This window comes from Bacillus sp. JJ783 (assembly GCF_036963225.1).
Taxonomy (GTDB): Bacteria; Bacillota; Bacilli; order Bacillales; family Bacillaceae_G; genus Bacillus_A; species Bacillus_A cereus_U.
This window is the reverse complement of sequence record NZ_JBALMG010000054.1, coordinates 13,276-25,797: the sequence shown is the minus strand read 5'-3', so window position 1 is coordinate 25,797 and position 12,522 is coordinate 13,276. Positions and strand designations below refer to the sequence as shown.

Genomic DNA, 12,522 nt, shown 5'->3' with positions numbered 1-12,522 from the left:
GCAGGGGAAAAGGTGGAGATAACCTCAAAGTCTTACCTATTGCTATCCTCAGGAGATCCGGCGCCGAGCCGTGAAGATATTGAAGTTACAAAACGACTAGTAGAATGTGGTCGAATTATTGGAATTGAAGTGCTTGATCATATCATAATAGGTGACCATAAATTCGTGAGTTTAAAGGAAAAAGGTCATATTTAAGACTATTCTTTTTACCTATTTTGTTTTATAATGTGATTTATGAGTTTTTTGTAGAAAATTATCTACAAGAAGGATACAGATATAAAAAAACGTACTGTTTTTATAAATATAAAGTAAGAAAAATGAGTCCGTGAAAATAAGAAGGGAAGATAAATGATATGTTTGGATTTGGTGGATTTACTCGCGATCTTGGAATTGACTTAGGAACAGCGAACACGCTTGTATATGTGAAAGGAAAAGGTGTAGTTTTACGTGAACCTTCAGTAGTAGCATTACAAACTGATACGAAACAAATCGTTGCGGTAGGTAGCGATGCAAAACAAATGATTGGTCGTACACCAGGAAACGTAGTGGCACTTCGCCCTATGAAAGATGGTGTAATTGCTGATTATGAAACAACAGCAACAATGATGAAATACTACATTCAACAAGCTCAAAAATCAAATGGATTCTTCTCACGTAAGCCATACGTAATGGTATGTGTACCATCTGGTATTACAGCTGTAGAAAGACGTGCGGTAATCGATGCGACTCGTCAAGCTGGTGCTCGTGATGCTTATCCAATCGAAGAGCCATTTGCAGCAGCAATTGGTGCAAACTTACCTGTTTGGGAGCCGACTGGTAGTATGGTTGTTGATATCGGTGGTGGTACAACAGAAGTTGCAATTATTTCTTTAGGTGGTATTGTAACAAGTCAATCAGTTCGTGTTGCTGGTGATGATATGGACGATTCAATCATTCAGTACATTAAGAAAAGCTACAACTTAATGATCGGTGAAAGAACAGCAGAAGCACTAAAATTAGAAATCGGTTCTGCAGGCGAGCCAGAAGGTATCGAGCCTATGGAAATTCGCGGTCGTGATTTAGTAAGTGGTTTACCAAAAACAGTACTAATTCAACCAGAAGAAATTGCAGACGCATTAAAAGATACAGTAGATGCAATTGTAGAATCAGTTAAAAATACGTTAGAAAAAACTCCACCTGAATTAGCAGCGGATATTATGGACCGTGGTATCGTATTAACAGGTGGTGGAGCATTACTACGTAACTTAGATAAAGTTATTAGTGAAGAAACAAATATGCCAGTTCTTGTTGCAGAGAACCCATTAGATTGCGTAGCAATTGGAACGGGTAAAGCGTTAGACAATATCGACCTTTTCAAAACTGCTGCTCGATAATATTGCAAAATAAAAATCACTGAAATTAAGAGGGTGTGAACGTGCCACAGTTTTTCTTAAACAAAAGATTAATTGTTTTGTTAGTTAGTATTATTCTTCTCGTGGCATTGATTGGAATCTCATTGAAAGAACGGAATAGTTTAACATGGCCAGAGCAGTTTATTAAAGATACTGTCGGTGTTGTAGAACGTGTATTCCAAAAGCCAGCGAATTATGTTGCCGGATTCTTCGAAAACGTAGAAGATGTAAAGCGCACGTATGAAGAGAATAAAAAGCTGAAAGCAAAATTAGATACTACCGCAGATTTATCTGTAGTAGTGAAAAATTTAGAGGATGAGAATAAAAAACTACGAGAATTAACTGGTAAAGAAAAGTCCCGTGGTGATTATACGGAAGTACAAGCTAGTGTGGTTTCTCGTAATCCCGATAAATGGTACGATTTAGTTGCAATTGATAAAGGAGCACAGCAAGGGATTAAAAAAGATATGGCTGTTGTAACTCCGAAAGGTTTAGTTGGACGCGTAAAAAGTGCATCTCAGTTTACATCGTCAGTAGAGTTGTTAAGTTCTATGAGCCGAACAAACCGTGTTTCTGCTATTGTACAAGGACAAGAAAATATCTTTGGATTGATTGAAGGTTACGATAAAGAAAAACAACTACTTCTTTTCACAAAGATTAGCTCTGATGCAAAAGTAGAAAAAGATCAACTAGTTGTAACATCTGGACTTGGTGATATCTTCCCAAAAGGTCTTGCGATTGGGAAAATTGTTGATGTTCAGCCAGATCCATACGGTTTAACAAAAACAGCTTATGTAAAACCATCCGCTGATTTGAATGATGTAGAGCATGTTATAGTTGCAAAACGTGATATGCCTACAGCGTCGTTAGAATAGGAGGGGGAGAAGAGATGATGACGATTTTAAAAAGAGCAGCTCTTCCTCTTCTGCTCCTTTTTGTTTTTTTATTTGAAAATATGTTCTCTACTGTTGTTCCAACAGACGTCTTTTGGAACAACAGTATAGCAGCACCGCATTTCTTTATAATTGTGTTATGTTTTATTACAGTGTACTATAGTCCAATTCAAGGGATTTACTACGGACTATTATTTGGTTTCTTATTTGATACCGTATACACAGAACTTGTCGGTATATATATTTTTGCTTATCCGATTTTAGCTTATTTAGTTTATAGTGTGATGAAGGTATTACAATTGAATTTATTTATTGTCGCTTCTATCGTACTGGCTGGCATTGCAGCATTAGAGTATTATGTGTATGGGTTTTTAACTTTGTTAGGACGTACTCACATGTCAGCATCTGTCTTTTTCACAGATCGTCTCCTTGCTACTTTATTGCTAAATGGAATTTTCTTGTTAATAGTTTGTTTCCCACTGAGACGATATTTAGTGCGTCTTTCAAAAGCGATAGAAGAAAAAGAAAAAAGGATTTTCTAATTTTATGTCGAATTGAATCGGTGGGGTGAACTTTAGTGGAAGAAAAAAAGCAACAAAATGTAACGATAAAAGGGACAAAAGATGGAATAACACTTCATTTAGATGATTGCTGTTCATTCTCTGAACTACTAAAAGAATTGGATGAAAAGCTTTCTACACATTACTATGAGGGTGACGGACGTTCTTTAATTGAAGTGCGTGTTAAAGTAGGAAATCGCTATTTAACAGAAGTACAACAAGAAGAGATTCGTACGTTAATTCGCAATAAGAAGAACCTTGTTGTGGAATCAATCGAAAGTGATGTTATAACAAAAGCAGAAGCAATAGCTTGGAAAGAAGAAACAGAAATTGTCCCTATTTCCAAAATTGTTCGCTCTGGACAAGTGTTACATGTAAAAGGCAATTTATTATTAATTGGAGATGTTAATCCAGGCGGAACGGTTATCGCTGGGGGGAATATTTTTGTCGTGGGATCATTAAGAGGAATTGCACACGCGGGGTATGATGGAGATTCAGAAGCTGTTATTGCTGCATCTAGTATGAACCCTATGCAACTCCGAATTAGTGATGTGACAATGCGGGCTCCGGAAGAGAAAGAAGACGGAGCAGAGGCGGCAGAATGTGCGTACATTAATGAGAACAATCACATTGTTGTCGATCGCCTGCAACTTCTCACACATCTTAGACCTAATTTAACAAAGTTAGAAAGGGGAATTGTATAGCTGTGGGAGAGGCAATAGTAATTACATCTGGAAAAGGCGGAGTAGGTAAAACTACAACGTCTGCGAACATTGGTACAGCCCTTGCGTTATCTGGAAAAAAAGTATGTTTAATTGATACAGATATCGGTTTACGCAATTTAGACGTAGTAATGGGGCTGGAAAATCGTATTGTATTTGATCTTGTTGATGTCGTTGAAGGGCGTTGTCGTTTACCTCAGGCTCTTATTAAAGATAAACGTTTTGATGATCTTTATTTATTACCTGCAGCACAAACGAGCGATAAATCGGCGGTAACACCTGAACAAATGGATGAATTAATACAAGTATTACGTCAAGATTATGATTACATATTAATTGATTGTCCTGCGGGGATTGAGCAGGGGTTTAAAAATGCAGTAGCAGGTGCGGATAAAGCAATCGTTGTAACAACACCAGAAGTATCCTCAATGCGTGATGCGGATCGTATTATCGGGCTTTTAGAGAAAGAGGATATTGAACCACCGAAACTTGTCATTAACCGTGTGCGTAGTCATATGCTTCATGAACAGGATATGTTAGACGTTGATGAAATCGTACGTACACTGTCAATCGAGCTTCTTGGAGTTGTCGAGGATGATGATGAAGTTATTCGTGCTACGAATACAGGTGAACCTGTAGCACTGCAACCTAGTGGGAAAGCAGCAATAGCTTATCGTAATATTGCAAGACGCTTGTTAGGTGAGAATGTACCATTACAAGCATTTGAACAAGAAAAAGTATCGGTATTTACAAAGATGAAAAATTTCTTTGGAATCCGTTAAAAGCACTTCGCATAAATGCGGAGTGCTTTCTTTTTTCTTCGCATGAATATCTTCCTTCTATAACTCATACATATGTACAAACTGTATATAACTGTTTCTATTTGAATAAGGCTAACGAAAGAAAGGAGACAGTATGAAGAATAGACGTGTGGAAGAAATTAAAAAGCGGATTGCGAAAAGGAAAGCAGAGCAAGAAAGGATGGAGGAAGAGCGGTATTTTGCGGGAGGAGATTTTGATAGCGAAACGGTCTTTATTGAAGAGGGGGAGAAGGAAATTCATCCTCTATTTCGAAAAGAAGTTTTTCTCTTCAAAGTGTTGCTATCAGCAATATTAGTTCTTTCTGTTGCTATTTTATACAAGAATGCTCCTTCTTCTTTCGATGGTGCTAAAGCTGTTACAGAAAAAGTGATGAAAGAGGAGTTTCAGTTTGCCACTGTAGCGAAATGGTACGAAAAGCAGTTTGGAAAACCTCTCGTATTCTATTCGCCTAATGAGAGAAAGGAAGGAACGATTCAGCAAAAGGATTATGCAATTCCTGCCTCTGGAAAGGTGATGCAAGGTTTTCAAAAAAATGGTCAAGGTGTATTTGTCCAAACAGCTACAAATGCAACAGTTGAGTCAGTGAATGAAGGGCTAGTTGTTTTTGCAGGCAAGAAAGAGGAACTTGGAAATACAGTTCAAATTCAGCACGCTGATGGTACGGAGTCATGGTATGCAAATTTAAATGATATGTCAGTAAAATTATATGATTACGTTTCAAAGAAACAAAAAATTGGAACAGTGAGTAATGATGAAAATAATAAAAATGGTAAATTTTATTTTGCAATAAAAAAGAATGAAAAATTTATTGATCCAATTCAGGTGATTTCATTTGATTAAATATAGGGATGTTTTCACGAAAATTTCCGTGCATCCGTTGTTTTGGGTTATTATTGTTATTGGTATTTTTACGGCGCGTTTTAAAGAGTTGCTATTGTTATTTTGTATCGTTCTCATTCATGAACTTGGGCATGCTTTTGCCGCAGCGTATTATAATTGGCGTATTAAACAAATTCAGCTTTTGCCGTTTGGTGGCGTAGTTGAGATGGAAGAGCATGGGAATAAATCATTAAAAGAAGAATTAATTGTCGTTATAGCTGGGCCAATTCAGCATATATGGATGATTGTGGCCGCTTATATTTTGTATCAAGCGGGCTGGGTAACTGATGATTTGTACCATTTCTTTGTATGGAATAATGTCATTATTTTAGGGTTTAATCTATTGCCTATTTGGCCACTTGATGGCGGAAAAGTATTATTTAATGTATTATCATATCGTTTTCCCTATTTACAAGCACATGAAAAGATGATGAAATTGTCATGTGTTTTTTTTAGTGTAATATTAGGATGGCAGTTACTTTGGAATAGTAATAACATTATGATGTGGGTATTACTCGTTTTTCTAGCGATTTCTTTATATCAAGAATGGAAACAAAGACGGTACGCATTTATGCGCTTTTTATTAGAACGTTATTATGGGAATAAAAGAGATATTGAAAAAATAGCACCTATTGAGGTGAAAACGGAAGATCATTTATATACGATTTTCACAAAATTTCGCAGAGGATATAAACACTCTATTATCGTCCATGGAAAATATAAAGAGCATTACACATTGGACGAAAATGAATTGTTGTATGCGTATTTTGCTGAAAAACGAACAACCTCATCTGTTGAAGAATTAATTGGTTAGTGTTGACGACGACACTAACCTTTTATATTGTAAGGAAAAGAAGTGAAAAGTGAGGAAATAATTTTGAAGACGTTATATATTAACTACACTGGTTCGGAAAAGCGTGTTGCGATAGAAGAGAAACAAAAAATTGTCGAGCTTTTATGGAAACGGAATGAAGAGCAGGAGATTGTCGGACATATTTATGTTGGGCGTATTGTAAGAACAATTGCTGGAATGAACGCAGCCTTTGTAAATATCGGATTAGAAAAACATGCATATCTTTCGTTTGATGATGTACCATCTTCATATCGCATACATGAAGGGCAGGCGATACTTGTACAAGTTGTGAAAGAGGCAATTGATACGAAGGGGCCAAAATTAACGGCGAAGGTAGAATTTACCGGAAAATATGTCGTTTACATGCCGTATGATGACATGCGCGCTGTTTCTCGGAAAATAAAAAATAATAAAAGAAGACAACAGTTACTGGGAATTGAAGTAGAAGGAACGGGTGGATACATTTTCCGTTCTGCTTCTGAAAAAGGAACGATCGATGAAATACAAGCTGAAATGCAAGGGTTGCAGAAGTTATATGAAGAGTTAAAAAGAAAAGAAGATCAAGGGAAGGCGCCCTTACTACTTCATCAACCAGCGACGTTTTTAGATCGTGTATTTCAGGAGAACCCAATTGAAACAATTGAAAAAATAGTTGTAGATACGAGAAGTATAGTAAAAGAATTAGAAGAAAAAGTAGGGAAAGAAAGAGTATCCTTTTATAATGAAAAATCTTCGATGTTTAACCATTTTGGAATAGATCGTGAAATCGAGAAAGCACTTCAACAAATTGTGTGGCTACCAAATGGTGCCTATCTAATTGTAGAACAAATGGAGACGATGACTGTAATTGATGTGAATACAGGTAAATTTACTGGAAAACAAAATTTACAAGATACCGTATTTCGCACAAATGAAATGGCTGCTGAAGAGATTGCTCGTCAATTAAGACTTCGTGATATTGGCGGGATGATATTAATTGATTTTATTAATATGAAAAGACGGGAAGATAAAGAGAAGGTAAGAGAACGCCTCATAGCTGCTATGCAAGATGATCGCACATATACAAGAGTGCTTGGGTTTACAGAGCTAGGTATTTTAGAGATGACGCGAAAACGTAAGAAACATTCGTTACGTGACGTATTATTAGAAGAATGTGTACCTTGTAAAGCGACGGGGTATGTTATGTCTTATGAAACAATTGCATATGAGCTAGAGAGAGAGTTAATTACATATGGCAATATAGAAGATGAAGCAGTATTAATCGCTGCACCAAAAATTTTGCAAAAACATTTTTCACAAAAAGAATTACAAAAAAATATTCCATTTGAAATTTATTTCAAAGATGATATTATCGAAAAGTACGCTATTATCCGTTTTGGAAGTAAGAAAGAAATTGTAGAACGGAAAAAATAGTTAGCAGAACATTCATTGACAATAGTCAATGAGTCATGGTAATATTTTTATGTTATAGTTTATAGCACCTAAACTGCTATATGCTACAACCGCACAAGACAGGTTCCCTAAAGACATTTTATGTCTACCTCGTTTTTGGCGAGTCTTAGTAATTAAGAGGAGGTGCAAGTATGTACGCAATTATCGAAACAGGTGGAAAACAAATTAAAGTTGAAGCTGGTCAAGCAATCTACATTGAAAAATTAGATGTTGAAGCTGGTGAAACTGTTACTTTTGACAAAGTTCTTTTCGTTGGTGGCGAAAACGTGAAAGTTGGTAGCCCAGTTGTAGAAGGTGCAACAGTTACTGCGAAAGTTGAAAAACAAGGTCGCGCTAAGAAAATCATCGTTTTCAAATACAAAGCGAAAAAGAACAATCGTAAGAAACAAGGTCATCGTCAACCTTACACTAAGCTAGTAGTTGAAGCTATCAACGCTTAATTCTGGTTAAGATGATTAAGATTACGATAAGTCGCACGAAACTAGGAAGTATCCAATCATTTAAAATGACTGGACATGCCAAGTATGCGCCACATGGACAAGATCTTGTCTGTGCTGGAACTACAGCGGTTGTGTTTGGTTCTATAAATGCAGTGGAAGAACTTTGTAATGTGCAGGCAACTATTGAACTCGGAAGTGATGGCGGATTCTTGACGTATGAATTGCCTAATGATTTAGACGTTCATGCAGCAGAAAAAGCACAAATACTTTTAGAAGGATTGGTTGTTTCACTTAAGACGATTGAACTTGATTACGGAAAGTATATCCGTTTAATAGAAAAAGTGCAGGAGGTGTAACGTATGTTAAGATTAGATCTTCAGTTTTTCGCATCTAAGAAAGGTGTAGGTAGTACAAAGAACGGTCGTGACTCTCAGTCAAAACGTCTTGGTGCTAAACGCGCAGATGGTCAAACGGTTTCAGGTGGTTCAATTCTTTACCGTCAACGCGGTACAAAAATTTATCCAGGTGTTAACGTTGGTCGTGGTGGCGATGACACTTTATACGCGAAAGTTGACGGCGTAGTACGCTTTGAGCGTCTTGGTCGTGACCGCAAACAAGTGAGCGTATATCCTGTTGCTCAAGAAGCATAAGAACTCACGGAAAACTCTAACCTGAGTGCAGGTTAGAGTTTTTCTATATTAAGGGGTATCTAAATGAATGAAAAATGGACAATTATAGATGCGTTGAGCCACTCAAGACATGATTGGCTTAATCGTTTGCAGATGGTTAAAGGAAATCTTTCCCTTGGAAAAGTGGAAGAGATTCATATGCTCATCGATCGTTTTGTCCAAGAAGCGAGACAAGAATCCAATCTGATGGGGCTATCAATGCCTTTATTTTCAGAGTGGATTTTAACATATAATTGGAAACAGCAACCGTGCTTATTGGAGTACGAAGTATTGGGGAAATTACATAACTTATCTCATCTAGATGAGACTGTATGTACATGGACGAATCAGTTTTTCTTAATGCTTCAGCATAGTTTAGACGTATATGTTGAAAATTATGTTTGTATCACAATTGAATGTGACGCGGAGAATGCTCGTTTCTTTTTTGATTTTCGTGGAAAGCTAACGAATGTAGAAGAACTACAAACGTGGCTTGCGAACCAAAACAATAAATGGTATTCCATTTCTTATACAGTACGAGACGAAGAAGTCTCAGTTATATTACAACTAATCGAAAAAAGTGTGGTGAAATAATGTTTGTAGATCAGGTCAAGATATATGTAAAAGGCGGCGACGGTGGTAACGGAATGGTTGCGTATCGTCGTGAGAAGTATGTACCTAAAGGTGGCCCAGCAGGTGGCGACGGTGGTAAAGGTGCAGATGTTGTTTTTGTTGTTGAGGAAGGCTTACGTACATTAATGGACTTCCGCTACCAACGTCATTTCAAAGCTGATCGCGGTCAGCACGGAATGAGTAAAGGTCAGCACGGTCGTAAATCTGAAGATTTAATCGTAAAGGTTCCACCAGGAACAATAGTGAAAGATGAAAAAACAGGTGAAATTCTTGCCGATTTAGTAACGCATGAACAAACAGCTGTAATCGCAAGAGGTGGCCGTGGTGGCCGTGGTAACTCACGTTTCGCAACAGCGACGAACCCAGCGCCAGAAATCGCTGAGAACGGGGAACCAGGTCAAGAACGTGATGTCACGCTAGAACTTAAAGTGCTAGCAGATGTTGGACTTGTTGGATTCCCAAGTGTAGGTAAATCTACATTATTATCTGTTGTATCATCAGCGCGTCCGAAAATTGCAGAATATCACTTTACAACAATCGTTCCGAATCTTGGTGTTGTTGAAACTGGTGATAACCGCAGCTTCGTTATGGCTGACCTTCCTGGACTAATTGAAGGCGCACACTCCGGCGTTGGACTTGGACACCAATTCTTACGTCATATCGAACGTACACGTGTAATTGTGCACGTTATCGATATGTCTGGTTTAGAAGGACGTGAGCCATATGAAGATTATGTCACAATCAATAATGAACTAAAAGAATACAATATGCGTTTAACTGAGCGTCCACAAGTTGTTGTTGCAAACAAAATGGATATGCCAGATGCAGAAGAAAACTTACAAGCATTTAAAGAGAAATTGGGAGACGAAGTGAAAATTTTCCCAATCTCAGCTGTAACGAAACAAGGTGTTCGTGACTTACTATTTGAAGTAGCGAACTTATTAGAAACAACACCAGAATTCCCAATGTACGATGATGTAGAAGAATCTGAAGCAAGTGTAATGTACAAATTTGAATCTGAATCTAATTTTGAAATTACACGCGAAAGTGATGGTACATTTGTTATTTCTGGTTATGACATTGAGAAAACATTCAAGATGACAGACTTCTCACGTGATGAATCTGTACGCCGATTTGCTCGTCAAATGCGTGGAATGGGTATCGATGAAGCCCTTCGTGCACGTGGTGCAACAGACGGAGATATTGTAAAAATTCTTGAATATCAATTTGAATTTATCGATTAAGACTGCCGAAATATGGCGGTCTTTTTTTTTCACTATTTGAGTTCAGTAAAGATCCGATTCGTATAGGCGAACTATAAGTCGATATAGGAAAAAATCCCCATTAATCAAAGTTTCAATTTATAATAGAAAAAGGAGTGATTTTAGAAGAATATTTTATGGGGAGAAAAGGAACATGTATAAAATATTAATTGTAGAAGATGATGAAAAAATTGCAGAAATATTAGAGGAGCATTTAGAAAGGTATGGATATCAATCTTTCAGAGTAAGCGATTTACGTCATATAAAAGATGAGTTTGTAAAAGTAAGTCCTCATCTTGTGTTACTTGATATTAATTTGCCATACTTTGATGGCTTCTACTGGTGCCGCCAAATCCGCATTGTATCGAATGCGCCAATTATTTTCGTGTCTGCAAGGACAGGGGAAATGGATCAAGTGATGGCGATTGAGAATGGCGGGGATGATTATATTACAAAGCCGTTTCATTTAGATATCGTAATGGCAAAGGTGAAGAGTGCACTTCGCCGTGGGTATGGTGAGTATGCTTTGGCCGCGGAAAGTGACTGTTTAGGTGTTAATGGATTGTTATTATTCCCATCACAGCACACAGTAGAGTGGAAAGGGCAACAAACTGAACTTACAAAAAATGAATTTTATTTATTAGAATGTTTAATGAAACAAGCGAACCAATATGTAACACGTGAAGAGCTGTTAGAGGCTTTATGGGATGAAGTAGCTTTTGTTGATGATAATACATTAACTGTGAATGTAAAGCGTGTAAGGAAGAAACTTGAGGAGTTAGGCATTAAAAATGCAATTGTCACAAAGCGTGGGTACGGTTATGCTCTTCTTACTGAGTGGGGCGAAGGGCATGAAGATTAAAAGCTACCTCATAGACCGTTTTTCCTTAATCTTTTCTTACATTATAAGCCTTTGTTTATTTGGGCTCGTATTGCAGTTACAAAGTCTTTTAGAAAAGCGTTCGCTAGACTGGAGTACATGGTTATACGGACTTTTATTAGGGACAGTTGTGTTTAGTGTATACCTTATTTACGATTACCGAAAACGAAGTGTGTTTTTAAAGAGAATAGAACAGTATATTGCCGGTGGACATACATTACATGACTCTTTACTTATCGATACTTCTTATACGTCAGAGCAAGAACTGGTTGTTGAAGCGTTTACGCTATTAAGGCAGCAATATATGAATGAAGTTCATAAACAGCATGCAAAAGAGCAACAGCAAATGATTTTCATGAATCAATGGATCCATCAAATGAAAACACCAGTATCCGTTATTGAATTATTGTTACAGAAATATGGTAAGGAACACCGTGAAGCAAGGGGAACGATTGAAAGTATTCGTGAAGAAAATAACCGTATTTTAAATGGGTTAGATTTAGCGTTACATATGGCAAGGTTAGATCAGTTTTCGAAAGATTATAAAGTAGAAGTAGTAAATGTTATAGAGGTCATTCGAGATATTATTAATGAAAATCGAAAGTCGTTCATTCAATCTTCTGTATTTCCGAAAATGATGTTTGAAGAAGAGACTTGTATGATTGCGTCTGATAGAAAGTGGCTTAGTATCGCTATGAGCCAAATTGTTGTGAATGCAATTAAGTATACAAAAATTTCAGAAGCAGAGAAAAAAGAAATTCAATTTCAAATTGAAGAGAAGGATCAAAACGTATTACTGCATATTAGGGATAATGGAATTGGTATTCCAGAGCAAGATGTAAAGCGTATATTTGATCCGTTCTTTACGGGAATAAACGGCCGTAAAACAAGGGAAGCGACAGGGATGGGTTTATATATTACGAAGGAAATCTGCGGTAATTTACATCATGGAGTGTATGTACAATCAACTGAAGGGGAAGGAACAACAGTTACGTTCCAATTTGCAAAAGATGAAGAATATCATGCATTAATGAGAAAAATGACAAAATTGTAAGATAACAAATGGT

Annotated in this window: 15 protein-coding genes, 1 pseudogene and 1 other annotated feature; all 16 genes and pseudogenes read left to right on the top strand. The window is 37.1% G+C overall.

The genetic code is table 11. The features are described 5' to 3' along the window. Window positions 1-48: 48 nt before the first annotated feature. Window positions 49-195, top strand: a pseudogene (locus V7038_RS11720) (JAB domain-containing protein); the annotation flags it as partial. Window positions 196-353: 158 nt separating this feature from the next. Then, window positions 354-1,373 (top strand): cell shape-determining protein MreB, encoded by a 1,020-nt coding sequence (gene mreB, locus V7038_RS11715; protein WP_000466738.1) that lies wholly within the window; start codon window positions 354-356, stop codon window positions 1,371-1,373. A gap of 41 nt (window positions 1,374-1,414) precedes the next feature. Then, on the top strand, window positions 1,415-2,266 hold the full coding sequence (mreC, locus tag V7038_RS11710; protein WP_002112046.1) for a rod shape-determining protein MreC: 852 nt from the start codon (window positions 1,415-1,417) through the stop codon (window positions 2,264-2,266). Between the two features lie 14 nt (window positions 2,267-2,280). Beyond that, on the top strand, window positions 2,281-2,826 hold the full coding sequence (gene mreD, locus V7038_RS11705; RefSeq protein WP_002112043.1) for a rod shape-determining protein MreD: 546 nt from the start codon (window positions 2,281-2,283) through the stop codon (window positions 2,824-2,826). Between the two features lie 35 nt (window positions 2,827-2,861). Beyond that, window positions 2,862-3,548 (top strand): septum site-determining protein MinC, encoded by a 687-nt coding sequence (gene minC, locus V7038_RS11700; protein WP_002112042.1) that lies wholly within the window; start codon window positions 2,862-2,864, stop codon window positions 3,546-3,548. 2 nt (window positions 3,549-3,550) lie between these two features. Then, window positions 3,551-4,348, top strand: a complete 798-nt coding sequence (gene minD, locus V7038_RS11695; RefSeq protein WP_000503308.1) for a septum site-determining protein MinD — start codon at window positions 3,551-3,553, stop codon at window positions 4,346-4,348. A 133-nt stretch (window positions 4,349-4,481) separates the two neighbouring features. Beyond that, window positions 4,482-5,228 carry a stage IV sporulation protein SpoIVFA gene (gene spoIVFA, locus V7038_RS11690; RefSeq protein ID WP_002112041.1) on the top strand — a complete coding sequence of 249 codons (747 nt, stop codon included), beginning with the start codon at window positions 4,482-4,484 and terminating at the stop codon, window positions 5,226-5,228. Then, the gene (locus tag V7038_RS11685; RefSeq protein ID WP_002112040.1) at window positions 5,221-6,081 is read left to right on the top strand and encodes a M50 family metallopeptidase; all 861 of its coding nucleotides are present in this window, start codon (window positions 5,221-5,223) and stop codon (window positions 6,079-6,081) included. The genes spoIVFA and V7038_RS11685 overlap by 8 nt, the downstream gene beginning before the upstream one ends. Window positions 6,082-6,144: 63 nt before the next feature. Further along, complete coding sequence (locus V7038_RS11680; protein WP_002112039.1) at window positions 6,145-7,533, top strand: Rne/Rng family ribonuclease; 1,389 nt, start codon at window positions 6,145-6,147, stop codon at window positions 7,531-7,533. Between the two features lie 77 nt (window positions 7,534-7,610). After that, window positions 7,611-7,689 (top strand) — a sequence feature (ribosomal protein L21 leader region). Between the two features lie 14 nt (window positions 7,690-7,703). Continuing rightward, on the top strand, window positions 7,704-8,012 hold the full coding sequence (gene rplU / locus V7038_RS11675; protein ID WP_000270907.1) for a 50S ribosomal protein L21: 309 nt from the start codon (window positions 7,704-7,706) through the stop codon (window positions 8,010-8,012). An 11-nt stretch (window positions 8,013-8,023) separates the two neighbouring features. Then, entirely contained in the window at window positions 8,024-8,368 is a 345-nt protein-coding gene (locus tag V7038_RS11670) for a ribosomal-processing cysteine protease Prp (protein WP_335470310.1), read from the top strand. 3 nt (window positions 8,369-8,371) lie between these two features. Further along, window positions 8,372-8,662, top strand: a complete 291-nt coding sequence (gene rpmA, locus V7038_RS11665) for a 50S ribosomal protein L27 (protein WP_000944957.1) — start codon at window positions 8,372-8,374, stop codon at window positions 8,660-8,662. A gap of 63 nt (window positions 8,663-8,725) precedes the next feature. Then, complete coding sequence (locus V7038_RS11660; protein WP_002112037.1) at window positions 8,726-9,274, top strand: Spo0B C-terminal domain-containing protein; 549 nt, start codon at window positions 8,726-8,728, stop codon at window positions 9,272-9,274. Next, the gene (obgE, locus tag V7038_RS11655; protein ID WP_002015378.1) at window positions 9,274-10,557 is read left to right on the top strand and encodes a GTPase ObgE; all 1,284 of its coding nucleotides are present in this window, start codon (window positions 9,274-9,276) and stop codon (window positions 10,555-10,557) included. Before V7038_RS11660 ends, obgE begins: the two co-directional genes overlap by 1 nt. A gap of 172 nt (window positions 10,558-10,729) precedes the next feature. Next, a complete protein-coding gene (locus tag V7038_RS11650; RefSeq protein ID WP_016106234.1) occupies window positions 10,730-11,437 on the top strand; it encodes a response regulator transcription factor in 708 nt (235 codons plus the stop codon). Beyond that, window positions 11,427-12,509, top strand: a complete 1,083-nt coding sequence (locus tag V7038_RS11645) for a HAMP domain-containing histidine kinase (protein ID WP_335470306.1) — start codon at window positions 11,427-11,429, stop codon at window positions 12,507-12,509. The genes V7038_RS11650 and V7038_RS11645 overlap by 11 nt, the downstream gene beginning before the upstream one ends. The last annotated feature ends 13 nt before the right edge of the window (window positions 12,510-12,522 follow it).

What these genes read in the sequence shown, in the direction of transcription:
- mreB (WP_000466738.1), top strand. Translation starts at nt 354, where the DNA reads ATGTTTGGATTTGGTGGATTTACTCGCGATCTTGGAATTGACTTAGGA.
- mreD (WP_002112043.1), top strand. Translation starts at nt 2,281, where the DNA reads ATGATGACGATTTTAAAAAGAGCAGCTCTTCCTCTTCTGCTCCTTTTT.
- spoIVFA (WP_002112041.1), top strand. Translation starts at nt 4,482, where the DNA reads ATGAAGAATAGACGTGTGGAAGAAATTAAAAAGCGGATTGCGAAAAGG.
- rplU (WP_000270907.1), top strand. Translation starts at nt 7,704, where the DNA reads ATGTACGCAATTATCGAAACAGGTGGAAAACAAATTAAAGTTGAAGCT.
- V7038_RS11670 (WP_335470310.1), top strand. Translation starts at nt 8,024, where the DNA reads ATGATTAAGATTACGATAAGTCGCACGAAACTAGGAAGTATCCAATCA.
- rpmA (WP_000944957.1), top strand. Translation starts at nt 8,372, where the DNA reads ATGTTAAGATTAGATCTTCAGTTTTTCGCATCTAAGAAAGGTGTAGGT.
- V7038_RS11660 (WP_002112037.1), top strand. Translation starts at nt 8,726, where the DNA reads ATGAATGAAAAATGGACAATTATAGATGCGTTGAGCCACTCAAGACAT.
- obgE (WP_002015378.1), top strand. Translation starts at nt 9,274, where the DNA reads ATGTTTGTAGATCAGGTCAAGATATATGTAAAAGGCGGCGACGGTGGT.
- V7038_RS11650 (WP_016106234.1), top strand. Translation starts at nt 10,730, where the DNA reads ATGTATAAAATATTAATTGTAGAAGATGATGAAAAAATTGCAGAAATA.
- V7038_RS11645 (WP_335470306.1), top strand. Translation starts at nt 11,427, where the DNA reads ATGAAGATTAAAAGCTACCTCATAGACCGTTTTTCCTTAATCTTTTCT.